Consider the following 25728-nt stretch of genomic DNA (forward strand, 5'->3'; position numbering starts at 1 on the left):
AGGCGTTAGCCAATCATCGCTATCTCTTGTTCGAATGCTCGAATACCCTCATAGCCTTGCTGAGCAGGCATACGACCTGAACCTATCATCCTCTCCGTGCACACTTTGAACAGCTTGAGGTATGCCTTGCCCTTGTCAGTAAGAATGCCTCGGTAGCTATGCATTTGCCCGGACAGGATTTCGGCCGAAACATATTCGGCGATCATCATGCTTGTCGCATCAGGCGCAGACCAATCGCGCTTCAAGATCAGGTCTGTCGCAAAAGTACCCTGAGTTGTTAGTACTCTAAAAATCTCATGCGCAACTGCATCAAAGGCTTTTTCATTGGGCGCACCACTACCACGATAACGGATGCGGAATTTCTCCACTTCGGTCCAAAGAAGTTGGACTTCGGGTGAAAACGGAGCGTGTCTCTTTCGCTTGAAGAAGCCGAACATTCCCACCCCTCTCGTCTCTCGTCCCTCGAGCAATCGCTTCCACATTAGCGAATGCTAAGCTGATTCACCAGCATTCGTCCATCGCACCGCCGCCTATGGATTTGCCTCAAGATAGCCAACTAGGTCGTTGATTTCGAAACCCCAGAGGCCCGAAAAGCGCATCGTGTTTCCAGGCACCTTCCCGCTCGGCTTTGATAGGAATTCCGACAGGTCGTTCGCTGTCCAGACCAAGCCACCCTCTCCCGCCTTCCGCATTGCCGGGGAATAGTTGTAACCCTTGATGCTGCCGGCCTTCCTTCCGACCACACCCTTGAGCGATGGCCCGAATGTACTGCGCTCGCTATCGATCACGTGGCAGCTTGAGCAGGATCTGAAAACCCTCTCGCCCCGCTCTAGGTCCGCGGACGAGCCCTGTTCGGCGAAGGCTGCCGACCACACCATCGCTATCATCCATCGGATTGGCCACCGGCGGGACCGGGAAACGAAATTCGCCATTGAGGCAGCCCCAAGATGAGTTTCTGTGGCGCCCTTCTATCCCAATGTTGACTCCATAACAAAAGGGGACGACGGCCATGCTACACAGCCGATCGCACATATCGGTTTGCCACACGCGCTCCCCTTGCCAGCTGTCCGTTGGAAACTCCTCAATCTGCAAAAACTCAAGAACGACAACCCGGTGAAACACGCCGAACAACGCGGTGAGATCGAGCGGCTTTTCACGATAAAATGAGCCACTCGCCGACTTCCTGAAAATCCGCCGTCATTCAAGGCGTCCAGCGTGGCTTTTCCGATACTGGCCGGGCGACCGGCCCGCAATCCGGTGGAAAGCCTGAGAGAACGAGGGCGTGGATTCGTAGCCGACCCTGTGGGCGATCTGCTCCACGGTGTCTCTCGTTTCAGCCAGCGCACGGGCGGCGATATTCATACGCCAGCGAGCGACGTAGGCCAGCGGCGGTTCTCCCATGATCTTCGCAAAGCGCCGCGCGAAGGTCGCGCGGGATTGCCCTACGCTGCTTGCGAGAGCCTCGACGGTCCATGGCCTTTCCGGAGCGGCATGAACGAGACGAAGGGCGCGGGCGACGCCGGGGTCGCGTAGCGCGCCGAACCAGCCCGTCGTCTGGACGGGCTGGCTTTCCAGCCAGGCGCGCAGCAGAAACACCAGTGCGCTGTCCAGAAGGCGGGGCGCCACGATATCGTGACCGGTGTTCGAACCGCCGGCTTCGACCCGAAGAAGCTCGCCGATCAGCCGCAGGGATGCATCTGCGTCCACCTGGGCGCGCGTCAGGTGTATCAGCGGCGGTAGCAGCGGCACCAGCGGATTGGGCACTCTTTCCCGCATGGAAATTTTGGCGCAGAGCAGGGTTGTTCCATCCTCGCTGCCGGCATCGCGATCTCCGGTTTGCGAGCGCGCGAATACCGTCTGCATCGGCATGACTGGCGCATCTGGCGGGTTGCTGATCTGGTGGGCGACGCCACCGGCGACCAGCAGCATGTCGCCCTGGCCGAGATGGATCGGTTCCGCCATTCCCTCAAATCGCAACCAGCATTCTCCGGCCTGGACAACGTGAACCGCCGCATTGCGCATCGGTTCGACGGCAATGCCCCAGGGCGTTCGCATGCGGGCGAAGCTGATCTGCGAGGCTCCCAGCCGGGAAGCGGTGAGTACGTCCGACAACAGGTCCAACTCATGCATGATCGTTCCAGTCCTGAGACGATCGGATAAGAAATCGCGGTTTTCGACAATCGTTCGTCGAGCTTTAAACCGATAGTCCTCGTCCCGCAACCATCGGCAGTCTTTCGACTGCACGATGATCGAAGAAAGGAACCCAGACCCATGCATGATGATCGCGAAAACAATCAGGGCACGTCAACTACCGAGCGGAACAAGACGGTTGTGCTCGACTTCATCGAAAAGGCGGTCAACCTCGGCGATCTCGAGGCCGCCAGCGCGTATTTCGGCGAAGGCTACATTCAGCACAACCCTAACATTCCCGACGGCGTCGAAGGCTTCAAGACCTATGTGCGTCAGTTGCGCTTCACCTTTCCCGAGGTCCGCGGAGAGGTGAAGCGCATCGTCGCGGAGGGAGATTACGTCGTGGTGCATATGTTCGCCCGGCGCCACAAGGACGATGCGGGACTTGCAATCGTCGACTTCTTCCGGCTTTCGGAGGGAAAGCTCGTGGAACATTGGGAAGTTCGCCAACCCGTGCAGCGGAGTGAATTGCACGCCAACGGCATGTTTTGACTAGGCTCGGGGCCCATTGATCAAGCGCTTTCCAATTTCGCGCCGTGCTCTATCTCGAAGAACACGGCGCAACCACATGTGGCGCGTCAATCCGAAGTTTTAGTTTCATGGGCAGAACGCTGAAAAAGTATAAGGTGGAGGGCCTGCCTTTGCTTCGGCCGGCATGAAGAACTAGCGGACATTCCTGCAGCCCTGGGCCACTGGTCACAAAACGCAGCAACCAAGTCGCCTCAAAAGCTTGATGCTTCGTGCGCGCGCCCGTAACCAAACTCAGGTTTAGGGCAAGTGCGAAGCTGTCGGGCTATCAGTCCTTGGCCGGGTCGGCCGCGTAGGACCGGTGATAGGGAAATTGCGGCTTATGGAGCAACTGCCACAATGGGCCATCATTGCCTTTCTTTCGCTCTCCACTCTCGCAATGCGCCGTCGGCCCCGAGGCTGACAGCCTGAGGACCGTCTATTCACAGAACGCGGACGAGGCCGGCAATCCGTCAGCAGTCCGACGGCACGAGCTGTCCATCGCCGCCACCGTGGCCCAACGTCAGCGGCTCGAAGAACTCCGCGATGCGGATAAGATAGGTCCTACGCAGTATCTCGAGCTGCAAGAGGATCTCGACTGGCAGCAGCTGGCTGCGGAATCTGAAGACGATCGGCGCATCACCGAGAGCTGATCGAGATTACTCGGCAAGTGGGCGCGTCAATGGTCTTGCTGGCAGAGCTTGGACGAACACCGTGCTCGTGTGCCATCCTCTCCGCTAGTGAGCCCCCGCACCACCGCCCGCATTCGACTTCTTCGTGAGTAGCAAGGCCACGGCTGCGATCGCAAGCACGACACCAATGACGGCGAAGGTGTCGCTGAAGGCCATGATCAGCGCCTGGCGCTTCACCACCCGACCCAATGCGACAACGGCTTGGCTGGCGGCCTTTGCTTGATCCGAAACGCCATGAGCCATGAAGTAGTGCGTCAACTGATTGAGGCGTTCTGTGACCTGGTCGCGGCTCGCGGTTATCGACTGGCCAATGATGTTCGAGTGGAATTGCTCCCGCTTCGTCAAAACAGTCCCGAGCGTTGCCGTCCCGACCGCGCCGCCGAGATTGCGGAGCATGTTGGTGAGCCCTGAGGCTGCAGCCGCGTCGGACGGAGCGATGCCGCCTGTTGTGATGGCGGTGATCGGGGTGAGAACGAGTGCCTGGCCGATGGCACGGACGATGTTCGGAATCCAGAACTGGTCGCCGGCATTGTCGGCCGAAAGCATGACGTTCATGAAGCAGCTAAAGGCAAAGATGCTGATGCCGAGGAACCCGATGTAGCGAGCGTCGAAGCGCTTCATCATCATTGGCACGAGCGGAATAAGCAATAGCTGCGGCAGGCCTGTCCACGCCAGCACGTTGCCAATCTGCTCGGCGTTGTATCTTTGCACCTGGCCGAGATACTGCGGCAGGATATAGACAGTTCCGAAGAGCGCGACACCGACGAGGACGTTGACCAGAACGCCGATGCCGAAATTGCGCTGGGTCAGGAGACGGAGCTTGACCAGCGGCTTCTCGACCTTGAGCTCGATCCAGATGAACGCGCCAAGGAAAACAACCGCCACGATACTCAGCTTGACGATGAAGGGCGACGAGAACCAGTCGTCCTTGTTTCCTTCTTCCAGCACAGTCTGGAGCGCGGCCAATCCAACCGCCATCGTTGCGATACCTGCCCAGTCGCCCTCGCGCAGCAGCCCCAGCCGCATCGGCTGCTTGTCCAGCGTTGCTGCCAGCGCGATCGCCATGATCGCACTCGGGATCGTGTTGATGAAGAAGATCGTCTGCCAGCCGTAATTCTCGGTCAAGTAGCCGCCGATCGTGGGACCGATGGCCGGTGCAAACGTGACCGACAGTGCGAAGATTGCAAGGCCGATCGGCTGCTGGGATTTGGGCAGCTTTGTCAGCACCATCGTGAAGGCCATGGGGATCAAAATGCCGCCGGCGAAGCCTTGCAGACCACGGAGTACGATCATCGTATTCAGATCGTGTGCGAACGCGCACGCCATCGAAAAGAGCGGGAAGAGGATCGTGTTGACGATGATGTATTTCCGGAACGAGAAGACGTTGCTGAAATATGCGGTCAGCGGAATGACGATGATTTCGCCGATCAGATACGAGGTCGAGATCCAGGCCCCGTTGTCGACCCCCGTTCCGATGCCTCCCTCGATCTCCAGGAGCGAAGCGTTGGTGATCTGGATATTCAGGATTGCCATGAACGCACCGATCAATCCCGGCAAGGACGGCGATCCATTCCTTGGTGCCAGCCTTTTGTGCGGAGGCTGCCGGCAGAATCGCTGTCGGTGTCGAAGCTGTGGTGGACATGACCGGCCCTCCTGGCCCTCGCGATCAGAGACCGCGGTCTTCCTTCGTATCCTTGGTATCGATGCTCGGCTGCACGGACATACCGGGCCTCAGGTCACCGGACGCGACGCTGTCGGCGTCAAGAACGATCCTGACGGGAATCCTCTGCACGACTTTGGTAAAGTTTCCCGTCGCATTATCAGGCGGCAGCAGAGCGAATTCCTGCCCGCTCGCCGGCGCGATGCTTTCCACATGTCCGTGATAGACGTGCCCCGGAAACATATCGACGTCGACGTCTACGGGCTGGCCGGCGTGAACGTCGGTGAGCTGCGTTTCCTTGAAGTTGGCGACGATGTAGGCCGTGTCGGTTGGAACGACGGTCATCAACTGGGTTCCGGCCTGTACAAACTGGCCGACCCGCAGTGTGCGGTTGCCGACGACACCGTCGATGGGTGCCACGATGCTTGCGTAGGATAGATTGAGTTCGGCCTGGCGCTGAAGAGCGAGATCGCGCCCAAGCATTGCCTTCGCCTGCGCCAGTTCGGCCTTCAGTATATCGACCTGTCTGGTTGCGCCCTCGAGAGCTGCAGTATCGCGTGCAGTCGTGGCACGGTTGGCGGCGATCTGCGATGCAGCCTGTTGTGCGGTTTGGACCGGAGCGTAACCGCTGACGGCAAGGCGCGAATAGCGCTTGTCGTTCTGATCGGCAAAGGCTTCATTGGCGAGGTCGATGTCTATCGACGCCTGCGCCGCCGCTATCACGGACTTTTGGGTTTCAAGGGCAGCCTGCTTTCCGTCCACAGTAGCCCTCGCGGCTTCGACATCTGCGCGGGCCTGATCGAGCAAGGCCGCATAGTCCCGGTCGTCGATGGTGGCGAGCACCTGCCCTGCCTTGACGGGCTGGTTATCGGCGACGAGCACCTTTGCGAGATATCCCGAAACCTTCGGCGCAATGGCACTGCTGTCAGCCTTGATATAGGCGTCGTCGGTCGACACATGGAACCGGCCGACGGTCCAGTAATCATGGCCGTAGAACACCCCGGCTGCTACGATCGCCATGGCGGTGGCAGCTATAAGTCCCTTCTTGAAAGACGACGCTGTGTCAGGGGAGGCCTGCTCTGGCGGCTTGACCGGCGCCGAGATCTCCTTCGGAAGAGTTTCAGCTGCAGGTCTGTGATCTGCCTTCGACAGGCTGATGATGTTCTCGTCCATTGTGCTTGCTCCGGACACCTCGTCAGCGACGGATGTCATTAGGAAACTCTTTGATTTCCAAAATACGCTCATCTAAATCGATGTCAATGATAATTTGGAAAACTTTCATATTCCTAATTATGAATGCCTGGTAGCCTGTGGGGTTGGATAGCGGCGCAATGGCTCCGGATTGAATATGGAATAAGGTCTCGGTGGTATTTATTTTGGAAACTTGCTATTTTCCAAAGCGTCCTATAGTCTCGGTGGCGACCAGAAAGCAGGGAATCCGGATTCGATGCAGGAGATTTGTGCGGAGAAACGTGGCCGCGGGCGTCCGCAAGTTCGGTGCGACGAAGACACGAAAGCAATTATCATCGACGCAGCCAACGACCAGTTCAAGAAGGCCGGCTATGCGTCGGCGAACATTGGCACGATCGCGCAGACAGCGGGCGTCTCGACCAAGACGCTGTACCGGCTGTTTCCCGCCAAGGCCGACCTGTTCTCCGAACTCATATCGGCCAAGATCGGCCAGTATTTTCTTGGCCTTGACGAGAAAAGCTTGAAAAGTATGGGCGTGCGCGATGGACTGGAGCGGCTCCTGCTCGCCTATGGTCGCCTCACTTTGTCCTCCGACACGATCGCGATCACGCGCCTGGTTCTCAGTGAATCTGACCGGTTCCCGGAGATTGCAAAGGTCTTCTACGAGCAAGCCATAACGCGCACGAGCGTGGTCATGGAAAAGTGGCTGTCGCTCCAATCCGAACGAGGACTGATAACATTGCAGGACCCCGCCATGGCGACGGGAATGTTGCGTGGAATGATGGTCATGGAACCCCAGCGTGCTGTGATGCTGGGACAACTCCCCGGTATCGCAGACGAGCATATCGTCGAGCGGTCACAGATCTGCGCATCGCTCTTTCTCAACGGCTGCATGGCCAAAGCGGATGCTGTTGGTTCCTAGGGAGGCTTTCTTAGTCACCGTAGAGGACGCGATCCGCCGACGCGTCCTCTGATCGCAATAACATTAGTGTCAGCGCATCCGTCAGCCGCGGCGTTGTTAAGCAGCGGCGCTCACTCAACGGCGGCATTGGGAAGCATGGCCGTTCGCCAAGACAAATGAGGGCGAGAGCTCTAGCGCCGGATCAAGCCCCGCTAGGCATCACTTGCTGATCGATAATCATCGGGCGCCTACTGCACTATTCGCTTCTGGCTGTCGCCAAGTGCCGCTGCACTCGCGCCAGTTTTGACAAACCGCCGTTTCACTTGATTGAAGAATGCCGGCGCAGAGGGCCAAAATAGGCCGTGTCGCTGTCGATCGGACGAACATCCGGTCCCGGCTAGACACTCATTTCGGCAGGCCGTGTTCGTCTCATGATCGCCAGGCTGGCTTTCGGCTTTTGCCAGTCCAGTAAGAATTGCAGTTGCAGTGCGGCCAAGATCGAACCTTGGCGGCGGAGCTGACGGTCTTCTAACGCAGATTGCGTTGATTCCGCCAAACGTACTGCATAAATTCAGCTCGACTGATTTTCCGGCGTGATGCTGCGGCCAAACAGAGGCGTAATGTTTGAGGGCTCTGCGGGGACCTGCCGAGCGCTTTGAGCCCGTCGCCTCCAGAATTCGGCCATTTCCCCTATTTTGGCGGAGAAATCTTTTCGAGGATCGTAGTAGTCTGGGCGCTCGGGCAAGGGTAATTGATAAGCCGCGCAAAGGCGATCGATCAAATCCATCGCCCGCAGCCCAAGTCGAGCGAATTCGTCCTGTCTATGCTCGAACAGGTCGTTGAACTCTGGCGGTTCTATCTCGATCGACTCGAGGGCATCGACCACATTGCGCAAACGATTGGGGAGCCATCTTATTTCTTCAGACAATTCCCGCGCGAAGAGCGACCAATTTGCATCCTTGGGAAGAAGGAGAACGGGATCGTCCGCGTGGAGGAAGAAATTCTCGGGCTCGTCGACGTCGAATTCGGGGAAGTCGTGGGCGGCGGTGTAGCAGGTCCCGACGAAGTCATCGAGTGCCAGAACCAATCGCATCGCAAGGTCGCGTGCATCGTCGGTGTTTACCCCGGCACGTCGCCGGTCCAAAACTCGACGCACCCATAGTATGGCAACGATTGACAGTGACCCGATGGCTAGCCCCGCTACGAGCATGAGAGCAGCAATATCAAATGGGCTCACGAGGGCATCCTTCTGAGACGGTTAGCTGCGATCGTGAGTGATATCATCACGATTCTCGAAAACAGCAAAAGACCAAATCCGGTCACCAGGGCCGTCGCGCTCACCTTCATGGCCTGAGAGGGGCCTTTCCTCAAATGTTTCGTGATAGTGATCATGCCTAGCTTCTGCCTGAATGTTGCCGCCTTAGTCCTTCATGGGCAGATACAGTTCGTGCCCTGAAGACGGATATGGTCGTCGCGCCGACACAAGTTTGCACTCGTCAGATGTTGAGGGTATCGAATGACAGCTAGATCAGCTCTCGTTTTTAAGGCCAGTCTAGTCAGCCTATTGGTTCTTGCCGGGAGTGAAATCGCAGCGCAAGCGAAGCAGCAGCCTGCACTGCCGGCCCCGCAGATCGCCGTCGAGAAGGGCTATCCGGTACCGGGGCGCCGGGAGGCTCACATTTCTCGACAGGGTGGAGAATCTGTATTTTCCACGCTCTTCGACGGAGGTTCCGGCAGCCCAGTCAAGGTCCTGCGCGAGATGGGCAGTCTATCCCTGTCGATGAACGCTGACATCGCCTCCGCGGTCGAGGCCTACTATAGCCAACCGAAAGCAAAGCTCATCTGGGTCGACGGCAAGGGTCCGAACGGAAAAGCCCGGCAGGCATCGGCGTTGCTGCATCAGGCCGACGATTGGGGATTGAATGCCGGTGACTATGCCGTCGCTGCGACTTTGGATGCGCTTCCGCAAAGATCCCCTGAACGAACAAAAGCATTGGCGCAGTTCGAGCTCTCTCTCTCAAACAAGATGCTGATGTTTCTTCAGGACAATGTCCGGGGACGCATCGATCCCAACAAATTGTCCAACTACTATGATTTCAAGCGCAAATCCGTCGATTTGAACGCGACCCTCAACCAGCTGTCTCTCGCTGCTGACATGTCGGTAGTCGATCGCTTCATGCCTAGCAGCCCAAAGTTCTCCCAGCTCGCTGCTGAGCTTCACTGGCTTCGAACATCCGGTCAAGGTAGTGGGGACGCTTCGGTGAACGCCAACAAGGTGATCGTCGCAATGGAGGAACTGCGGTGGTTGCCACAGGAATTCCCCGACAGATACGTCTTTATCAACCAACCTGCTTACATGGCCTACTACACCGAGAACGGCGAACTTGCGCTTTCAATGAAAGCCGTGATCGGTCAGCAGGATCATCAGACAAATTTCTTCGATGCTTCAATCAAGACGGTCGAGTTCAATCCTGACTGGGGTGTGCCGCAATCAATCATCCAGAATGAGATGCTGCCGCATCTGAAGCGTGACCCCTCCTACTTGGACCGAGAAGGCTACATGGTGGCGGTGAACGGGAAACCCATGTCCTCGGCCAAGGTTGATTGGACCCAGCCCCTTGAGAATATCGCTGTTGTCCAGCCGCCAGGACCGGATAATGCTCTTGGGCAGTTGAAGATCCTGTTTCCCAATCCGCATGCCATCTACATGCACGACACCCCCGCACGAGGAAAGTTCGCGTCACAAGACCGGATGTTCAGCCACGGATGCGTCCGTCTGGAGAACCCCCGCGCCATGGCAGCTGCAGTCCTGAAAACGTCCGTCGAGTCTGTTAATCAGGAGATTGCCGGGGGCGCGAAGAAGGAGGTGCCGGTTCCGGAGGAAGTTCCTGTCTATGTCGCCTATTTCACAGCATGGCCGACCGCCGACGGCATAGTTCACTACTACGACGACATCTACAATCGCGATGCGCAAACGCTCAGTGCAATAGCCGCTACAACCGCGAGCCGCTCTGGGCCATAGAATCTGTTCAGCCAGACGGTGACGGTCGAAACTCGAAACCAACCACAATGACGCCGGCATAGGCGCCCCCGCCCTGTTGTCCTTGTCTAGCCAGATGCGCTACCCGGACGCGCGGATTTGAGAAATCTGGCGTCGCAGGTGTCAATTGTTCCGCCCAGGAACACACAGAGTTCCGAAGGCCCTTAGGAACGGGGCGAGGGCGAGGCCGCCTGGAAGTGCTCGCGCAGTGTCTCTGTCTTGTACTCGTGACGGTACAGGCCGCGCTTGCGCAGAATCGGTACGAGTTCGTCGACGATCACCGCGAGCCCATCGATCAAGCGATCGGGCTGCAGGTTGAAACCGTCGATGGCTCCAGCGTGGAACCAATCCTCGATGTGATCGGCGAGCTGCTCGGGCGTGCCGACGAATCCGGCATGGCCCGACCCGGTATACCGCGTCTGCTTGAGGTACTCGCGCACGGTGGGATTGGTCTTGCGGATCTGTGTAATGATCGATTCGCGGAAACCGATACTTCCCAGGAACGTCTGCGTATCCTTCAAGGGGACCAGGACGGCCTCCGGAAAGGGCTCATCGAGTTCGAGTTTCGACGCGTCGTAGCCGATTGCCTGTGATAGCCACGCGATGGAATAGGACGCCGGGCCTGCGTCATGGATCTCATCGCTGCGGCGACGCGCTTCTTCCTCGGTACTGCCCAAGCTCAGCAACAAGCCGGGAAGGATTTTGATGTCGTCAGGCGAGCGGCCATTGCTCCGTGCGAAGCCTTTGACCAGGCGGTAGTGCTCGATGGCTTGGTGCTTGGTCAGTTCAGCCGCGAAGACACCTTCAGCCACGCGCCCCGCCAGCGCGCGACCCTGCGGCGAACCACCCGCTTGAAAAATGATCGGATGGCCTTGTCTCGATGGCGGCACGCGCAAACGACCGTCGATATCAAAGAACTCGCCATGGTGATGCACGTCGCGGCCCGTGGCCGCTGATTCCCACAGAGCCCGCACAACGTCGACGAACTCGCCCGCACGTTCGTAGCGGTCGTCGCGAAACGGAATTTCGGGGATACCGAAATTGCGCGCCGCAGGCACGCCGCGCGTCGTCACAACATTCCACGCCGCACGACCACCCGTTTGGTGGTCCCAAGACAGGAAGCGTTCGGCAAGTTCGAAGGGGTCATTGAAGGTCGATGAGGCCGTGGCGACCAGGCCCACACGTGAGGTCGCGGCGGCCACATGACCCCAGTTCACCGTCGGCTCAAGGCGGATCGGATTGGCGTCGTAGGCTGGGTCGCCCAGAAGCGGACCATCGGCCAGGAAGAGGGCATCGAGGGTGCCGCGCTCCGCAGTCCTGCCGATGTTCGTCCAATAATCCGGGTCAATGAAAGAGTTTTTCTCAAGCAGAGGCGTCTTCCAGGCCGCCGGCAAGTAGCCCAGAACCAACACGTTGATCCCGAGGAGCACGTGGCCAGATCGCTTGTTTGTCATTAGGGATGTCTCCGTTGCCGTCTATAGAGAGACGTGCGGTTGCGGCACAGGGAAAGCGGCGCGCGCGGTGGCCGGCAGCGGCGCTGGTGCCGAAAGGTTGAGCGCAAGACGTAGGGACCCGCCGAGCGGGATGGGAGCGAAGCCGTCGGCAAGCCAGCGCTCGGCAGTGTCGAGCAGGTCGCCCACCGACTGCTCGGGGCCTGCGCGCAGCACAACGCCCGCCGCACCGGCTGGTGGCTCCTCACCTAGCGCTACCACCGGCACAGAGCCCGAAGCACCGAGGACGAGCTCGATCGGGTCGTTGGCCCTTACCGGCGGGATGTCCGCCACCGTTGCTGCGTACCAGGCGATCACCGACGCGCCTGTTTCCGGCTCGGGTGCGTTCAACGGCCCGGCGATTGAGAAGCTGTTGTCGATATCGACATGCACGATGCGGTTCGACTCCACCAGGATTCCGGTCTCACGGTTACCGATGATAGAGTCATGCGGCCAGCTCTGCTCAAGAGCGCGCACCGCGAGGGCTGCGTCGTAGGCGGTCTGAGCGTTGAGTGGCGCACCACCGCCAAGCCCTGCGCCACCCCAGGCGGGCGCTTCCCTTGGACCTTCAGGTGCATAAGCATCGCGAACCCCGATCAGCAGGCCGCTGCGCCCACGCGAAAGATGGGCAAGCGATGCGACTCGGCGCGCAAGGTTGTACGGGTGGTCGCGCTGCGGCGTCGCGGTGATGAAGAAGCGACCGTACTTCGTGGCGCCCCCCAAGGTCGCGCCGACAGCACTGCTCGTAAGCGTGACCGGTGCTGGCGCGCTGCCGTCGACGCGGTCGATTCCTAGCACGCTGAACGCTACTGGCAATGTATCCCACCGCGACAGCAGCGCGCGGCTTGCGGTGAGCTCCACCAGGTGTGGCCCGGAAAGGCCAAGCGCAAGGTAGGGTATGGTCATCGTGGCGTCTCCTTAGTTTCCCTGGCCACCGCGGCCGAGCCGAGCGATGCTCGAGACGGGCGAATTGTCGTTGACCAGGTAGTCCCCGAGGATGCGTGCCTTGTAGGCGACCGGGTTATGGGATGCGAGCGTGCGCGCATTGCGCCAATGGCGGTCGAGCGCCGTCTCCTCGGAGGTCCCGGACGCACCAAGGGCGCCGAACACATGCGTGGCCGCGTACAGGACGCCGTCGATGATCGCGAGTTGTGCCTGCGATACAGCCACTTCTCCGGCGATGGCGCGCTTGTCGCGCAAAGCGACGTCGCCGGCCGCGTGGGCAGCGGCAATGAGGTCGAGCGAGATTGCGGCACGGCGCAACGCGGCCTCTGTCGAGAAGACCCGCACCGATACCTCGCCGATCACTTGCAGCAGTTGCGGGTCGCGCGCCGGTACCGGATCGAGACCTTGCGGGTAGTTGCGCCCACGCGACTTGAGCGCCGTGATACCATCCCGCAGGATCGCGCGCGTAATGCCAGTGAGCACGGCCAGCAGCGCCGTTTGGTAGAAGTGCCCTTGGTAGACCACACGCTCGCTGGCCGGGAAGACGTCACCCTGGTGCGCGATGGCGTCCTGATAGATGGCGCTGCCGCTTGCCGTGGTACGCTGGCCAAAACCTGGCCAGTCGTCAGTAAGAACGACGCCAGGTTGGTGACGGCTCACCAGGGTGGTGATGAGGGAGCCGTCTTCGCCCTTGCCGATCACATCGAGCCAGTCGGCATAGAGGCTGCCGGTGGCATAGAACTTCGCGCCGGTGACCTTGTAGGAATCGCCTTCGCGAGAAACCGTTGTCTTTATGGTGGCGTACGTGCCGTTGTTGGCTTCCGTCCAGCCGCCGCCAACGAACTCGCGGTCACGGAAGCGCTGGAACCAGCGGTCGTTGGTCGGCGACGGCTGCGCGTTGAGACGGTCTTCGATGAAGGCGAGGTGATTGCGCCATACGTGAGCGACATTTGCGTCAGCCTCCGCAAGCAAGGCCAGGAGGAAGTACGTCTGTTCGAGCGAGGCGCCCCACCCGCCAAACTCCTCAGGCACGCGCACCAGAGCGAAATCGGCGTCCTTGAGCCACTGCACCTGGTCGACGGGAAAGGTGCGATTGCGCTCGCGCTCAACGTTGCCCTCTGCGATACGGTCGAAGATCGGCTGGAAGCGGTCCACGAGGGCTTCTTCTGTCGCCGTGGCGCGGCGCAAGTAGGTCAGCGAAGCCGGGGCATCCACTGTGGTCATCTTTGTTCTCCTTCGTAGTGGTGCTGCGTCAAGAATTGGGGGTGGCGGGGTGTGATGTCGGGCTTGCTCGATGGCGGACGCGCATTTTGCTCATGCCTGGAATTTGCTCTGATGTGGAGTTGGAGAACGGGATCCGATGCAACGGCGCTGGAATAAGGCAAGACTTCAGCCACGCCCGTTTGATTGGCTGGGATCCCGCCATTGCGCGACGAGATCGACCACCAGGGTACACGCAACGAATACCGACGCCGCAAAGATCGTCGTTCCGATCACGAGTGGAAAATCCCCGTCCAGGGCGGCCGTAATTGCCATTCGCCCAACGCCGTCGAGGCCGAAAATCGTCTCGGTAACGATTGCGCCACCCATGATGACAGCAAGTTCAAGTCCGCCCAGTGTGATGATCGGGTTCAAAGCCGATTTCAGAGCGTGCGAAAGATAGATTCTGCTCTCACGGAGCCCCTTGGCGCGCGCTGTTCGGATGTAATCCTGGCCGAGCACATCGAGCATCCCGGCCCTCACGATCCGTTGAAAGATCCCGATTTCGGCTATCGCCAACGTCGCCCATGGCAAAGCGAGATGTCGCGTCCATTCGAGCGGATCCTCCGATAGCGGGACGTACCCGCTGCTTGGAAACCAGGCAAACCCATGATTCGTAAGCTGAAAGAAAAAGAAGTAGGATATCAGGATGCCGCTCAGAAAGGTTGGGACGGACAAACCGACATAGGCAAAGGCCGCGAGCACATGGTCAACGAAGCGCCCATGCCATCGCGCCGCCACGACCCCGGAAACGATCGCTATCGTCATCCATATGACCATCGCGCCGAGCGCAAGCGAGATCGTTACCGGAGCCTTGGAAAGAATAAGGTCTGTGACTGGAGCCTGCTTTCTGAACGAATAGCCAAGAGCCGGGGGCCAATGCAACAGTCCCATCGGCGCGCCTTGGATATCCGGCCCCCGATACAGGTAATACCACAGCTGATCGTACCATGGCTCATTGAGACGCAACGCACGTGCCACGCCGTCTATCGTTTCCTGTGTGGCATTGCGGGGAGCGAGCATCGCCGCAGGGTTGCGATAGGCAATCCTCGTGATGAAGAACGATAAAACAAGGACGATGAGCAGGGTCGACGCCGATCGAAATACGGTTGAGACGAGGTTTTTTGTCATGGCCTACGACCGCCTCTGATGCGGATCGAGCACAGTCCGCAATCCCGAACTCAAAGTGTTGAATCCGACCACTGTAAGGAATAATGCAAGACCTGGGCCGGCCAGAAACCAGGGCTGATCCTGATAGAGGGAGGTCCGCTGCGCTTCTGCGATCATGTTGCCCCAGCTCGGCACTGGCGCCTGGATGCCGACGCCCAGAAACGAAAGGGTCGCCTCGGCTACAATGTTCGCTGGAAGCTGCACCGCCCAGTACACGAGCAATGTCGGAAGGATGTTCGGAAGAATATCGAGGAGGATGATGCGCGTTTTCGAAGCACCGACGACCATTGATGCCTCGACCATCGGACTTGATCGCAGCTCAAGCACGAGACCTCGTGTCAGGCGAGCGAAATAGGTCCAGGAGAACAATGCAATCACAAGAATAACGACGAGCACTGGCGAGATAAGTGGCAGGCCCTGATCTCCTCTATTGAGCGACAGCAGGCTTAGCGCGGTCACCACGAACGGAAACGACATCGCCACGTCGATAGCTTGGCTGACGATCCGGTCCACGCGGCCCGCGATGAACCCACTTATCGTCCCAATGAGCGTGCCAATGATCATTGCGGCCGTCGTCGCGGGAATACCCACCAGCAGCGAGATTTGTGCCCCGTAAAGGGTGCGCACAAAGACGTCCCGCCCATTTCCATCGGCGCCAAGCAGGAACGCCCATGAAGGCCCCACTGGCAGGCCCATCTCGTCGAGCGCCACGTCCGGGAATTGGTCGGTGGGTCCATGCCCCAGAACGAAGGCGGCGAGCGGCGCAAGGAAGGCGGCACAGAGCATGAAAATAACGATGCACGCCCCGACGCGCACGCTGCGCTCCCGCCAGAGCGGCGCAAGAAAATCGGCAGCCCAGCGGCGGGTCGCTGCCTCCTCGAATGTGTCAACTGCCATAGGAGGCCGCCTTGGAGATGACGCTCTCGGTTTGCCGCCTGCGCCCTGGCATCGAGGCCAGCAAGCGTTTGGTATATTCGTGTTCCGGGCGTTCGAAGATCCGTTTTGCCGCACCGGTTTCCACTATTCTTCCCTTTTCCAGCACGATCACACGATCGCACAATTCGCCGACCACGCCGAGGTCATGGGAGATGAACAGGAACGAAGTTCCGAGCCGGTCGCGGAGCCGGCGGAGCAGTTCGACAATTCTGGCCTGGGTCGTGATGTCGAGCGCTGAGACCGCTTCGTCGGCAACGACAAGCGAGGGTCTGGATGCGATCGCTCTAGCAATCGCGATGCGTTGCCGCTGGCCGCCGGACAGTTGTGAGGGAAAGCGAGAGATTACCATTTCAGGAAGCTCGACATCGGCTAGCAGTTGTCGGACCTTTTGCCTCAGCCGTGTGCGGTCCTGTTCACCAGCGACGACGAAGGGGTCCGAGAGGATGGCTTCGACGGATCGCCGGGGGTTGAGGCTTGCGTATGGATCTTGGAAGATAACCTGAATTGCTCTGCGCAAATCGCCGGTCAACGGGCCAGTTCGTCCCGGTTCCGAATACTCGATGCCGCCGAGCGAGATCGTCCCGCCGTCGGGCCGATCCAGGCCGGCGATCAGGCGACCGATGGTTGATTTTCCCGAACCGGATTCCCCGACCAGGCCGAGTATTTCGCCCTTTGCTATAGAGAACGACACGTCCTCGAGAACCGGCTGGTGAGCAACGAACGAGCGGCCCAGTCTATTGACATTAAGAAGTGTCTGCTGAGAAGCGGCGACAACTGTCTCTGTATAGTTTCTTGGGCCGTCCAGCCGCGCGGCGCCAAGCAATTCGCGCGTATAGGAGTGTCTCGGACCGGAATAGATCGCGTCGGCAGAGGCTCGCTCGACCACCAGCCCGTCGCGCATCACGGCGACTTCGTCGGCAATGTCCGAGACGACGGCAAGGTCGTGGCTGACAAAAACGAGCGCAGTCCCGTGCCGCTCCTGCAGGCGTCTCAAAAGCTCGAGAATGGAGGCCTGCACGGTGACGTCCAACGCGGTCGTCGGCTCGTCTGCGATAATGAGACCAGGGTTTAGTGCAATCGCCATCGCGATCATGACGCGCTGTCGCATTCCGCCGGAAAGGTGGCGCGGATAATCGCTCAGGCGTTTTGCAGGATTGGCGATTTCAACGTCGTCGAGAAGCGCGAGTACCTGCTCGCGCTTCTCCCTTCGGCCAATGGAGCGATGAGCCGAGATCGCCTCGCCGATCTGGTCGCCGATCGTCTTTAGCGGATGTAGATTGCTCAAAGGATCCTGAAAGACGAAGCCAATCTGCGCGCCCCAGATCTTCCGCAGGGCACCCGACGGCGCTCCGAGGATCTCTCGGCCCTGGTAGAGCACACTGCCCCTAACCGAGGCCGAGCCTGGCAAGAGCCCGGCCGCGCCCAGAAGGCTGGCACTCTTGCCCGATCCGGATTCACCGACGATCGCCAGCGTCCTACCCGCTTCGACATCAAACGAGACGCCACGAACCGCTTTCACGGCACCAAAGCGAACCTGCAAATCGTGAACGGAGAAGACGCTCATTGCGCTCAGTTCTTTACAGCGATGTTGGTGATATCTGCCTGCACCGCCAGCGACGACCATGCCCAATGAGTGATGCGGTCGGATGTGATCGCGATCTTTCGCTTCTCGAACAGCGGTATCCAAGGCAGGTCTGCCGAGACGATCTTGTCAGCTTTGGCCCAGATCGGTCCCGGCTCGTCCGAAGGGAACGCCTCGGCAGCAAGCTTGTTGAGCAATGGATTGCTGTAGCAAATCGAATTCACGTTCCCGGTGCCGCAGGGCGATGCATCGGAGTTCAGCCAACCTCCGAGAAGCATACGAGTGCTCGGTCCTTGCCAGTCGGGGGCGAACTGCCCACCGAGCGAGATATCCCATCTGCTTTTTGCGTCCTGGATGAACGCATACCACTGCGTGGGCGGAATAGGGATGAGATTGAGTTCGATCCCGGCGGCTGCCACATCTTCCTTTACGGCAACTGCAATTGCCTCAAACTGCGCCGTTGTTCGGTAGATGGCGTCGAGTTTCAAGCCGTTGGGATAGCCACCTTTGGCAAGAAGCTCCTTTGCTTTTGCCTTGTCGCCCTTGCTGCCCTCCGTCGGATAGGGATCGAACGGTTCGTAGCCAAGGATCGTCGAGGTGATGATCTGGGACAGCGGCACGGCGGCAATCGGACCGCCCTGGACCTGGACCAGATGCGCACGGTTGACGGCATAGGCCAGAGCCTGGCGCACCTCCGGCTTGCGAAGAGCATTCGCGCCGTCGCTCTGGGCTTCGGGACGCGCATTGAAGGTAATGAAGTTCGCTGCACCGCTGTTGGACGAATGCAGTTGCTCCGCCTTCTGGGTCTGGAATCGGCGGATGGCGCTGCGCGGCGGCGTGTCGAGATAGAGCGACAGGTCGGCTTCGCCGGCCTCGATCTTCTGAACGATGCTGTCCTCGCTGTTCGCGGTGAAATCGACTACAATTTCATCGACATAGGCTTTCCGTGCCTCGTCGCTTTCCGGCTTGAAGTTCTTGGCCTTCTTCAGGACCAACTTCTGTCCATCCTGATAGGAACCGACGTAGTACGGCCCGCTTGACGGGAAGTTTTTACGGAACTCTGCAGAATCGGGAAAATACTTCGACGCGATTTCCGCCGGCAGGGGCGACACAAAGTTCATCGAAAGTATGTTGAGAAAGTCGTAATTCTTTGTGTCTGACCGGATGACGAGCGTTTTATCGTCAGGGGCGCTTACGCCGGCGATCTCATGGCTCTCGATAAAAGCCCTGGTTGCGGCAAGATCGCCAGTCGGAACCTTGGCGAATTCTTGGCAGTATGGCTTGAAACCGGAAATGGCCAGATTGAAATAATTGATCGCGGCGACCTGTTTGTTTGGATCGCAGAAGCGCTTGATGTTGTAAACGAAATCGCTTGCGACGATCTTCCGGTCGATAGGACCGGAATAGTAGACGTCGTCCTTCAAATGGAAGGTGTAGGTCTTGCCGTCATCACTGACGTCCCACGACTTCGCGAGGTCCGGAACCAATTTCGTGTCGTCCTTGATGTCCTTCGGCGAGCCTGGGTAGGTAACGAGCTGCCGGGTGACCGCGCGAAGGATTTCCCAGGAGTCAGTGCTGTAACCCGTCAACGGATCGAACGCGTCGAGATCCGCTTGCAAGGAGGCAATCCGCAAGGTGCCCCCGTACTTTGGATCGCTTGCCGAAGCCTGCGACGAAAGCGCTGCGCTTATCGCAAGGGCGGAGACTGCGAGTCGCTTCGCAGAGCGGGAAAAGAATTGCTTCATTGGCGTAACCTTTATTGATAATATCTATAAGGTTTATAGATTTTTCTCGTAACAAAAACGGCGGAAACTTCCAAAGATCGACGGTGTGAGAAAAATATTCGGCTGTTCCATACGCCTGCCGCGGAATAACGCTTCTACCAGGAAGCTCTGGCCATTGCGCGACCGTCCATTTGAGAAGGCGACGCCAGACAGCCTGGAAAACGGAAATCGTCTCGAACAGCCGTCTTGCGATAGAGGATTTCCCCCAACCGCAGTGAATTTAGAACGTACGTGCTGCGCTTCCGGGCTTCATTTATAGCATATCTATAAAATCTGTAGACTGATTAGGGATTCGACGGTGGCGAGACAGACCTGGAGGCCTCTCGATGCTTTTCATCACCCACGACCTGCGAGTTGCGGTCACCGTCGCCGACACGATTGCTGTTATGCAACGCGGGAAGATCGTTGAAGTGGCCACAGCCAGTGACCTCATCCACGCGCCGAAATCCGAATACGCCCGTGCCCCTATCGCTTCAGTGCCCGGTAGAACCGGTGATGCCGATAGGCGGGCTTCTCTCCTCCATCAAAGAGACATAGCATGAGTGACACCGACGCTTTGGACGCTCCCCGCAAACCACTGTTTCTCAACGCATTTACTATGGATGCAGGGAACAATGTTCCCTACGGCCCGGGGCGCTATCCCCCAGGCCAGCACCACAGGAACACGGAACTCGAATATCGGCAGGAGCTCGGCTTCGTCCGTCACGTGATGCAGGAGCTCAAGGGACATGGCCGTTTTACACCTGGCGGCAAAGGCCGGACGCGGCGGGGCCGCCTTGTCAGGACGAGCCACCCAGGCGCCTCCTTCCGCTCTCTTCACCAAGGGTCATCCGTATTCGATCAGGACGACCGTGCTGCATGCGCCGATGCGGAGAAGCGCGCATGACCGGCAATATCCATTTGCACTGGTATCTGCCAACCAATGGCGACAGCCGCGGACTGACTGGCTCCGGCAACGACAGCCATGTCATCGAATTTGCCGGCGGCTACCGGCAGCCGACCCTCTCCTATCTCGGCGAGGTCGCACGAGCTGCAGAAGCTCAGCCCTTCCACGCGGTTTTAACGCCCACCGGGACGTGGTGTGAAGATGCATGGATCGCAACAGCGGCATTGTCTCGCGAGACGACGCGGTTGAAGTTTCTCGTCGCCTTCCGTCCGGGGTTGATTTCTCCTACCCTCGTCGCGCACCAGGCAGCGACGTTCCAGCGGGTGACGCAAGGCCGATTGCTGCTCAACGTCGTCACAGGTGGTGACCGCTTCGAACAGGCGCGCTTCGGCGATCATCTTGACCACGATGCGCGCTACGAACGGACGGCGGAGTTCATCCAGGTGCTTCGGGGCGTCACCGACGAACGCAGGCAGGAGCCGTTTTCCTTCAAGGGAAAGCACTATGACATCCGTGAGGCACGCATCAATTCCGATCCGTACGGCCTACCCGACATCTTTTTTGGCGGGGCAAGCAGCGCTGCAACCGAGGTCGCGACATCTCATGCAGATGTCTATCTCGTCTGGGGCCGCCAGCCAGACCTCGAGGCCGAGAACATCAAAAAGCTGCTGGCCCAGGCCACCGCAAAGGGCCGTCGATTAAGGTTCGGCGTCCGCCTGCACGTGATCTCCAGAGACACCGAGAGCGAGGCTTGGTCTGTCGCAGATAAACTTCTTGGCTGGGTCTCCCCAGAGCAAGTCGAGAAGGCGCGCGATCTTGCCTCCAGGTCGGAGGCAGTCGGTCAGGGCAACATGTCGGCGCTCCACGCAGGCCGCGACAGTTTGCCCACCTCGGCGCGTGAACTTCAGATCCATCCAGGAGTGTGGTCGGGCTACGGCCTCGTGCGTGGTGGTGCAGGAACGGCTCTCGTCGGCAGTCATGCCCAGGTCGCGGACCTCATCGAAACCTACCACAGCGCAGGCTTCGATCACTTCATCTTCTCAGGCCAACCGCATCTCGAAGAGGCATGGCATTTTGGCGAGGGAGCAGCCGCCCTTCTCAAATCCCGTGGCCTTCTCGCTCCCGTTTGAAATCTCAAGGACCATTCGATGCCATTCATCGCCCTCGCGCCGGCCGCCGCCGATCTTTACGCGGGCATCCCGGAAGCGGAATTTGAGGTTCGGCCTGACAAGGCGCGGAAGGTCGCCGCCGAACTGGCCGGCACTGTCATCGACCGCGACAACGCCAACAAGGATACACATGAGGGCGTTGGACCGCTCCGAACCGCAGGATCGCTCGGTCTTGCCATACCCAAGGCTTTGGGCGACGCCGGTGCGACCTTGCTTAGAGACGCTCGAAATCATCCACTTCATCTCCGAAGCCGACGGTCACTATTCAGCACCGAACTGCAGAAGGCGTCCAAATGACCGACCAAATCGCCACCGTCGAGGTTCGGTCACTTGCCAATAGCGAAGGACGTCGCCAAGCCTTCGCCATGTTTCGGCAGTCCATGCTCGGCATAGCCGATATCGGGCGTTCAAGCGTCGAGGCGGAAACCTTATACCTCGCGAGCGGCGCGCCTCTCGGCGGATTCACCAATGGTGAGCTTCAGGGCGTGGTCAATGGCTACGACACATCGGTTGCGCTGCCGGGTGGCAATGTCGTCAGTCATCTTGCCGTGACGCACGTTGGCGTCGCCCCCACGCACACGCGGATTGGCGTTGCTCGCCGTCTCTTGACCGAGCAATTGCGCCGTGCGCACGCACAAGGCTTCGTTGTCGCAGGTCTACGCGCCTCGGACGCCCGAATATATGGCCGCTACGGCTATGGCATTGCCTCTTGGTCGGTTCGCCAGGAAGTCGACCTATCCAATGGTGGACGCTTCAGTTTGGAGCGACGCGGCGATGTACGACGCGTTGAGGCCTTGGAGAGTTTCGGCCTGTTTCGCCGGGTTGCCAATGATGCCCCGGCGCCACGTGCGGCAACGCTCGTGCGCTGGGATGCTTGGTGGAAGATCCAAGAGTTCCGCACGAAACAGGCTTCGGTCCCACATCATGCAGTCGTCGTTGGACCTGAGGGAGCAGAACGCGGATTTTTAAGATTCCACGTCCAGCCATCCGACAACTGGTTTACTTCACCCCAAAGGACAGTGATTGTCGACGATCTCGTAGCGCATGACGGCGACGCCTGGCGCGCGTTGATGGGACATATCCTGTCGCAAGATATTCTCCACAAAGTGATACTGCCATCACGTCCAGTTGACGATCCGCTGCCGATGATCGTCGACAATCCACGCGCAATTCAGACCTCGGAGCTCCGCGACGAGAGTTGGATACGGCCTTTGGACCTGGAAAAATTCCTAAATGCTCGAAGATTTCACGGCGCTGGTCGGGTCGTGATCCAGGTGGACGATCCGCTAATCCCGACAAACAGCGGCGTATGGTCAATCGGAGCAGATGGGGCCGCCCGATCCGATGAGAAACCGTCGTTAAGTCTTACCGTCGGGACGCTTGCGGAGCTTACCTTTGGGGCTCAGTCGCCGACATCCCTCGCTGACGCAGGTCGAGTGAAAGGAGACCGATCGACAATCGATGCGCTCAGCCAAATCTTTGCGACGGACTTGAAACCACACGCTGGAATCTCCTTCTAGGAAAGGATGTCCGTCAGCTTCGTCAGCGCCTGCTTGGGGTATAGACTCCGTGCTCTCTCGTCGTATTGTCCTGTTTATCTTTCGACAGGGCGGCTGGGCGCCGGGCCCGGTCTTGGGCAGTTCAGGCGCGTGCCGAGAACGATAGGGCTCTGGATTTGAGCAGGTTGATCATCCCCTGCAGCTTCAATGTCGCGTTTCCGGGCGGCCTCAACGCATAGATTCCACTTCCGTCGGGTTGGGCCTTAAGGTCTGAGAAGAGCCGTACAAGTCGGCCATCCCTGAGTGGTTCTGAGACGAGCCAGGTCTGGAGGTGGATGACGCCGATGCCGGCGATGCCGCTTGCCAAGAGGCTATCCATGTCATTGCACACAAAAGTGCCTGACACGGCTAGCCGTTCTGAATCCTTTCCACCGAACTGCCACATGCCAGCCTTCATCGGTTTCGGTGTCGTCAGGCAAACGTGGTCGTAGAGATCAGCGGGACGCAATGGGGTTCCGTTCCTCGCAAGATACGAAGGAGCCGCGCAAACTGCGCTTTCGGTTGTCGCGAGCTTGGTCGCCAGTAGCTCGGAGTCCTGAAGCTTTCCGATGCGGATTGCGAGATCGATTCCTTCCGCCAAAGGATCGACCGTTCGATCCTCCAGTAGAATCTCGAGATGCACTTTGGGAAACTGCTCAAGGTAGGGTGACACCAACGGGACAACGTGCCGTTGCCCGAAACACACCGGTGCCGAGATCGTCAACCAGCCTTGCGGTTCGCTCGCCAAGGCGGCGATTGCACTTCGGGTCTCATCAAGCTGACCGAGAGCGTGTCTGGCACGGCCACGAAGCATCTCGCCCGCCGGCGTCAGCGATAAGCGACGCGTGGAGCGATAAAAAAGATCGACACCAAGTTCCGCCTCGAGCGCATCCAGTTGGCGAGAGACGGATGATGCCTGGACACCCAGCTCTCGGCCGGCAGCTGAAAAACTGCCGTTTGCGACGATCTTCAGAAAGACTTCCAACCTGTCAGCGAAACCATTCATCTTTGCGCTCCATGCAAAGCCCTTTGCCACATAGACACAATTATCATCAGGTTGCGCAAGCATTATGATCCCTGTGACGCGACCTCATGCCACGGCGAGAAGCCGTGGCCGCCTCGATCTCAACGGAAACAAAGATGCAATCATGACCGGGTGACCCGCTCAGGTTTTGCCGAAATGAGGGAATTCCCATGTTGAAATCATGCCTTAACGCTGGCTTTGCTGCGAAACTCAAACCGCTGATCGATCGGGCAATTTCTTCCGCACTGGCAGAGAACAGAATCGTCGGCGGCGTTGCGGCTGTGGCGAGCGAAGGAAACCTGGTCTACTGGCGGGCGGCAGGCATGGCCGACCGTGAAAATAAGGTTCCGATGCGCACGGACACGATCTTTCGCCTGTCATCGGTTACCAAGCCTATCGTCGCGATCGCGGCCATGCGGCTTGTCGAGTGCGGGCGATTTGGCCTTGAAGATGAGGTCACGAAATGGCTTCCCTATTTTCGCCCAATTCTGGCTGATGGCCGAATGCCGGTCATCACGATCCGTCATCTGCTTGCGCATACCGCCGGACTTGGCTCCAGTTTTATTGCAAGCGACGATGGCCCGAACGCCCGGCTCGCGCTCTCTGCCAAAGGCGGCCAGCGTGGCGAATCACTCGATGAAGACCTACGGAGGTTGTCGGGCGCGCCCTTGCTTTACGAGCCCGGCCGCGGTTGGGGCTATTCAATCTCTATGGACGTTCTGGGCGGCGTCATAGAGAAAGAAATGGGCAGTTCTTTGGGAGATGCAGTTGCATGCCTCGTTACGCAGCCACTCGGCCTGCAGGATACGGCCTTCCACCTCAGCGATCGTCGAAGAGTGGCCGTGCCGTACAAGAGCGGTAGTGATAATCCAGAACGGATGCAGGCGGAGGACTTCGTCGAGAGCCCTACGGGTATGATCCGCTTTGCCAACGAGCGGATATTCGATCCGCTTTCCTATCATTCTGGTGGAGGGGGCATGGCAGGCACCGCAGGCGATATCCTCGCGATCTTGGAAGTTATCCGCAAAGGAGGCGCACCGCTTCTGCATCGGGAGACCGTTGAAGTGATGATACAGGACCAGTCGCATGGTTTGATGAGCGCGGAGCGGCCGGGACAAGGGTTCGGGATCGGGTGGGCTGTCGTCACAGATCCTGTGAAAGCCGCCCTCCCCTACTCCCGTGGTACGATCCAATGGGGCGGCGTCTACGGTCATTCATGGTTCGTCGATCGGGAGAAGGCAATCACAGTCGTCATGCTGACAAACACGGCGCCTGAAGGCCTGTTCGGAAGGTATGCGACGGACGTTCGTGACGCGGTATATGCCGCTCTGGATTAGACCAGGCGAACGGGGCGCCGATCGCCTAGACCAATAGTTCCGGATGACAACCGAGCCTTTTTTTTGCGATCAAGGCGTTGGCTATGAAGCTGGCTTGTGCCTGGGCCGTTTTCGCACCAACCGAGCGTAGCGTGTCGTTTTTGATCCGCTTTTGGGGAAGACCTTGCTTCTTTAGCAACCAGATCAGCAATCGCTTGGCGACCGCGGCGGATCTGGACGATTTCATCGAGAACCTTGCCCCTCTGATCGACCAAACGCCAAGGTGCTTTCAGCAACGTCAGGTGTCTCGCGACGCTTCTTCCGGCTAAGCCGCTTTGCGTAGGCCTCCGAATTAGCGGCCCTAGGGCCGAATCCTGTTCTTGTTAAGCCGAGACCTGATTTTTCGGACACTTCTCGACTGGCCAGAGTTAAGGAGCATTGGCTCCG

General features: G+C 58.9%; 23 protein-coding genes and 3 pseudogenes. 11 read left to right on the top strand and 15 right to left on the bottom strand.

Features of this window, described 5'->3' with window-relative positions:
• Positions 1-5 precede the first annotated feature (5 nt).
• Both AC1D2R_RS21460 and AC1D2R_RS21465 read right to left on the bottom strand, forming a co-directional pair.
• Positions 6-437, bottom strand: coding sequence for a hypothetical protein (locus tag AC1D2R_RS21460; protein WP_477970251.1), 432 nt, complete (start codon positions 435-437; stop codon positions 6-8).
• Positions 438-530: 93 nt separating this feature from the next.
• The gene (locus AC1D2R_RS21465; RefSeq protein WP_477970253.1) at positions 531-878 is read right to left on the bottom strand and encodes a c-type cytochrome; all 348 of its coding nucleotides are present in this window, start codon (positions 876-878) and stop codon (positions 531-533) included.
• Positions 879-957: 79 nt separating this feature from the next.
• Between AC1D2R_RS21465 and AC1D2R_RS21470 the strand changes: the two genes are divergently transcribed.
• The gene (locus AC1D2R_RS21470; RefSeq protein WP_477970255.1) at positions 958-1167 is read left to right on the top strand and encodes a hypothetical protein; all 210 of its coding nucleotides are present in this window, start codon (positions 958-960) and stop codon (positions 1165-1167) included.
• 30 nt (positions 1168-1197) lie between these two features.
• Here the strand turns inward: AC1D2R_RS21470 and AC1D2R_RS21475 are convergent, their stop codons facing one another.
• On the bottom strand, positions 1198-2130 hold the full coding sequence (locus AC1D2R_RS21475; protein WP_477970257.1) for an AraC family transcriptional regulator: 933 nt from the start codon (positions 2128-2130) through the stop codon (positions 1198-1200).
• Positions 2131-2271: 141 nt separating this feature from the next.
• On the opposite strand from AC1D2R_RS21475, the gene AC1D2R_RS21480 reads away from it, so the two are divergent.
• On the top strand, positions 2272-2682 hold the full coding sequence (locus AC1D2R_RS21480) for a nuclear transport factor 2 family protein (protein WP_477970259.1): 411 nt from the start codon (positions 2272-2274) through the stop codon (positions 2680-2682).
• A gap of 386 nt (positions 2683-3068) precedes the next feature.
• Positions 3069-3350 (top strand): hypothetical protein, encoded by a 282-nt coding sequence (locus tag AC1D2R_RS21485; protein WP_477970261.1) that lies wholly within the window; start codon positions 3069-3071, stop codon positions 3348-3350.
• 84 nt (positions 3351-3434) lie between these two features.
• On the opposite strand, the pseudogene AC1D2R_RS21490 reads toward AC1D2R_RS21485, so the two are convergent.
• Positions 3435-5031, bottom strand: a pseudogene (locus AC1D2R_RS21490) (DHA2 family efflux MFS transporter permease subunit).
• Positions 5032-5055: 24 nt separating this feature from the next.
• On the bottom strand, positions 5056-6222 hold the full coding sequence (locus AC1D2R_RS21495; RefSeq protein WP_477970324.1) for an HlyD family secretion protein: 1167 nt from the start codon (positions 6220-6222) through the stop codon (positions 5056-5058).
• Positions 6223-6496: 274 nt separating this feature from the next.
• Between AC1D2R_RS21495 and AC1D2R_RS21500 the strand changes: the two genes are divergently transcribed.
• Positions 6497-7162, top strand: a complete 666-nt coding sequence (locus tag AC1D2R_RS21500; protein WP_477970263.1) for a TetR/AcrR family transcriptional regulator — start codon at positions 6497-6499, stop codon at positions 7160-7162.
• 550 nt (positions 7163-7712) lie between these two features.
• Here AC1D2R_RS21500 and AC1D2R_RS21505 read toward each other — a convergent pair.
• Entirely contained in the window at positions 7713-8234 is a 522-nt protein-coding gene (locus AC1D2R_RS21505; RefSeq protein ID WP_477970265.1) for a hypothetical protein, read from the bottom strand.
• A 423-nt stretch (positions 8235-8657) separates the two neighbouring features.
• On the opposite strand from AC1D2R_RS21505, the gene AC1D2R_RS21510 reads away from it, so the two are divergent.
• Positions 8658-10163, top strand: coding sequence for a L,D-transpeptidase family protein (locus AC1D2R_RS21510; protein ID WP_477970267.1), 1506 nt, complete (start codon positions 8658-8660; stop codon positions 10161-10163).
• A gap of 182 nt (positions 10164-10345) precedes the next feature.
• On the opposite strand, the gene AC1D2R_RS21515 is transcribed toward AC1D2R_RS21510, so the two are convergent.
• The 7 genes from AC1D2R_RS21515 to AC1D2R_RS21545 form a co-directional block, all read right to left on the bottom strand.
• A complete protein-coding gene (locus AC1D2R_RS21515) occupies positions 10346-11611 on the bottom strand; it encodes an NtaA/DmoA family FMN-dependent monooxygenase (RefSeq protein ID WP_477970269.1) in 1266 nt (421 codons plus the stop codon).
• Positions 11612-11656: 45 nt separating this feature from the next.
• Positions 11657-12577 carry a hypothetical protein gene (locus AC1D2R_RS21520; RefSeq protein WP_477970271.1) on the bottom strand — a complete coding sequence of 307 codons (921 nt, stop codon included), beginning with the start codon at positions 12575-12577 and terminating at the stop codon, positions 11657-11659.
• Between the two features lie 12 nt (positions 12578-12589).
• On the bottom strand, positions 12590-13840 hold the full coding sequence (locus AC1D2R_RS21525) for an acyl-CoA dehydrogenase family protein (protein ID WP_477970273.1): 1251 nt from the start codon (positions 13838-13840) through the stop codon (positions 12590-12592).
• Positions 13841-14005: 165 nt separating this feature from the next.
• On the bottom strand, positions 14006-15007 hold the full coding sequence (locus tag AC1D2R_RS21530; RefSeq protein WP_477970275.1) for an ABC transporter permease: 1002 nt from the start codon (positions 15005-15007) through the stop codon (positions 14006-14008).
• 3 nt (positions 15008-15010) lie between these two features.
• A complete protein-coding gene (locus tag AC1D2R_RS21535; RefSeq protein ID WP_477970277.1) occupies positions 15011-15943 on the bottom strand; it encodes an ABC transporter permease in 933 nt (310 codons plus the stop codon).
• Positions 15933-17546, bottom strand: coding sequence for a dipeptide ABC transporter ATP-binding protein (locus tag AC1D2R_RS21540; protein WP_477970279.1), 1614 nt, complete (start codon positions 17544-17546; stop codon positions 15933-15935). The genes AC1D2R_RS21535 and AC1D2R_RS21540 overlap by 11 nt, the downstream gene beginning before the upstream one ends.
• 5 nt (positions 17547-17551) lie before the next feature.
• On the bottom strand, positions 17552-19309 hold the full coding sequence (locus AC1D2R_RS21545; RefSeq protein WP_477970281.1) for an ABC transporter substrate-binding protein: 1758 nt from the start codon (positions 19307-19309) through the stop codon (positions 17552-17554).
• 356 nt (positions 19310-19665) lie between these two features.
• Between AC1D2R_RS21545 and AC1D2R_RS21550 the strand changes: the two are divergent.
• The 5 genes and pseudogenes from AC1D2R_RS21550 to AC1D2R_RS21570 all read left to right on the top strand — a co-directional run.
• Positions 19666-19890, top strand: a pseudogene (locus AC1D2R_RS21550) (hypothetical protein); the annotation flags it as partial.
• Positions 19887-20234, top strand: coding sequence for a hypothetical protein (locus AC1D2R_RS21555; protein ID WP_477970283.1), 348 nt, complete (start codon positions 19887-19889; stop codon positions 20232-20234). The pseudogene AC1D2R_RS21550 and the gene AC1D2R_RS21555, both read left to right, overlap by 4 nt.
• A complete protein-coding gene (locus AC1D2R_RS21560) occupies positions 20231-21364 on the top strand; it encodes an LLM class flavin-dependent oxidoreductase (protein ID WP_477970285.1) in 1134 nt (377 codons plus the stop codon). Before AC1D2R_RS21555 ends, AC1D2R_RS21560 begins: the two co-directional genes overlap by 4 nt.
• Positions 21365-21382: 18 nt before the next feature.
• Entirely contained in the window at positions 21383-21700 is a 318-nt protein-coding gene (locus AC1D2R_RS21565) for a hypothetical protein (RefSeq protein ID WP_477970287.1), read from the top strand.
• Positions 21697-22923 (top strand): GNAT family N-acetyltransferase, encoded by a 1227-nt coding sequence (locus AC1D2R_RS21570; protein WP_477970289.1) that lies wholly within the window; start codon positions 21697-21699, stop codon positions 22921-22923. The genes AC1D2R_RS21565 and AC1D2R_RS21570 overlap by 4 nt, the downstream gene beginning before the upstream one ends.
• Before the next feature lie 121 nt (positions 22924-23044).
• Here the strand turns inward: AC1D2R_RS21570 and AC1D2R_RS21575 are convergent, their stop codons facing one another.
• Positions 23045-23947 (bottom strand): LysR family transcriptional regulator, encoded by a 903-nt coding sequence (locus tag AC1D2R_RS21575; RefSeq protein ID WP_477970291.1) that lies wholly within the window; start codon positions 23945-23947, stop codon positions 23045-23047.
• Between the two features lie 188 nt (positions 23948-24135).
• Between AC1D2R_RS21575 and AC1D2R_RS21580 the strand changes: the two genes are divergently transcribed.
• Complete coding sequence (locus AC1D2R_RS21580) at positions 24136-25302, top strand: serine hydrolase domain-containing protein (RefSeq protein WP_477970293.1); 1167 nt, start codon at positions 24136-24138, stop codon at positions 25300-25302.
• 112 nt (positions 25303-25414) lie between these two features.
• On the opposite strand, the pseudogene AC1D2R_RS21585 reads toward AC1D2R_RS21580, so the two are convergent.
• Positions 25415-25562, bottom strand: a pseudogene (locus AC1D2R_RS21585) (IS6 family transposase); the annotation flags it as partial.
• Between the last annotated feature and the right edge of the window lie 166 nt (positions 25563-25728).

It is taken from the genome of Rhizobium sp. P1_C7, assembly GCF_056406295.1.